The organism is Pallidibacillus pasinlerensis, assembly GCF_009996845.1.
GTDB lineage: Bacteria > Bacillota > Bacilli > Bacillales > Caldibacillaceae > Pallidibacillus > Pallidibacillus pasinlerensis.
In genome coordinates this window covers 1-1,226 of sequence record NZ_JAACYS010000147.1, presented here as the reverse complement: position 1 = coordinate 1,226, position 1,226 = coordinate 1, and the positions used below count along the sequence as shown (strand labels likewise).

Annotated in this window: 9 tRNA genes and 1 rRNA gene; all 10 read right to left on the bottom strand. The window is 47.4% G+C overall.

Features of this window, described 5'->3' with window-relative positions:
• A 16S ribosomal RNA gene (locus GW534_RS16215) occupies positions 1–75 on the bottom strand; the annotation flags it as partial.
• A gap of 131 nt (positions 76–206) precedes the next feature.
• A tRNA-Ala gene (locus GW534_RS15950) sits at positions 207–282 on the bottom strand.
• 24 nt (positions 283–306) lie between these two features.
• Positions 307–380, bottom strand: a tRNA-Pro gene (locus tag GW534_RS15945).
• Positions 381–404: 24 nt separating this feature from the next.
• A tRNA-Arg gene (locus GW534_RS15940) sits at positions 405–478 on the bottom strand.
• Between the two features lie 8 nt (positions 479–486).
• Positions 487–575 (bottom strand) — tRNA-Leu (locus tag GW534_RS15935).
• A gap of 10 nt (positions 576–585) precedes the next feature.
• Positions 586–660, bottom strand: a tRNA-Gly gene (locus tag GW534_RS15930).
• A gap of 20 nt (positions 661–680) precedes the next feature.
• Positions 681–765, bottom strand: a tRNA-Leu gene (locus GW534_RS15925).
• 10 nt (positions 766–775) lie between these two features.
• A tRNA-Lys gene (locus GW534_RS15920) sits at positions 776–848 on the bottom strand.
• Between the two features lie 218 nt (positions 849–1,066).
• A tRNA-Thr gene (locus GW534_RS15915) sits at positions 1,067–1,142 on the bottom strand.
• Positions 1,143–1,150: 8 nt separating this feature from the next.
• A tRNA-Val gene (locus GW534_RS15910) sits at positions 1,151–1,223 on the bottom strand.
• Positions 1,224–1,226: the final 3 nt, after the last annotated feature.

Genomic DNA, 1,226 nt, shown 5'->3' with positions numbered 1-1,226 from the left:
TGAGGTTCGCTCGACTTGCATGTATTAGGCACGCCGCCAGCGTTCGTCCTGAGCCAGGATCAAACTCTCCAAAAAAGTGTTTGATTTGCTCAAAATTAAAACTGACTAAATGTTTAATTAAAACGCTTTGTCTTGTTCAGTTTTCAAGGTTCAATAATCGACATGTTCTATTATACATGGTAAGTATAATTTGTCAACAATGTATTTGGTGGAGCCTAGCGGGATCGAACCGCTGACCTCCTGCGTGCAAAGCAGGCGCTCTCCCAGCTGAGCTAAGGCCCCATATCATTATATAATATTCTATTATCGGGAAGACAGGATTCGAACCTGCGACCCCTTGGTCCCAAACCAAGTGCTCTACCAAGCTGAGCTACTTCCCGACTCTCTTCTCCCGATTATTAAAGCGCGCCCGAGAGGAGTCGAACCCCTAACCTTTTGATCCGTAGTCAAACGCTCTATCCAATTGAGCTACGGGCGCATTAAAAATGGTGCCGAGGACCGGAATCGAACCGGTACGGTAGTCACCTACCGCAGGATTTTAAGTCCTGTGCGTCTGCCTGTTCCGCCACCCCGGCATAATATTCATGGAGCGGAAGACGGGATTCGAACCCGCGACCCCCACCTTGGCAAGGTGGTGTTCTACCACTGAACTACTTCCGCGTTATTTAATTTATCTTGCGTGGTGCGGGTGAAGGGAGTCGAACCCCCACGCCTTACGGCGCCAGATCCTAAGTCTGGTGCGTCTGCCAATTCCGCCACACCCGCAAAGGGATGATGAGCCGTAGAGGATTCGAACCTCTGACCCTCTGATTAAAAGTCAGATGCTCTACCGACTGAGCTAACGGCTCGTATTAAAATTTGATTTATAACCTTTGCTTTGCATTTTTTAGAACAACTTCGACGTCCCGATTTCGGGAAGTTTATTCAAAGATGTTTGCGAAATCGGTACGCTGATGTTTCGCTTCGCAGCTTATTCCAACGTGCTCTACCGACTGAGCTAACGGCTCATAATTAATGACTTTAAAATATTATCATTATTTTTAATTTGAGTCAAGAAAAAAATTAATGGTGCCGGCCAGAGGACTTGAACCCCCAACCTACTGATTACAAGTCAGTTGCTCTACCAATTGAGCTAGACCGGCATAATAAATGGAGGATGACGGGATCGAACCGCCGACCCCCTGCTTGTAAGGCAGGTGCTCTCCCAGCTGAGCTAATCCTCCGTA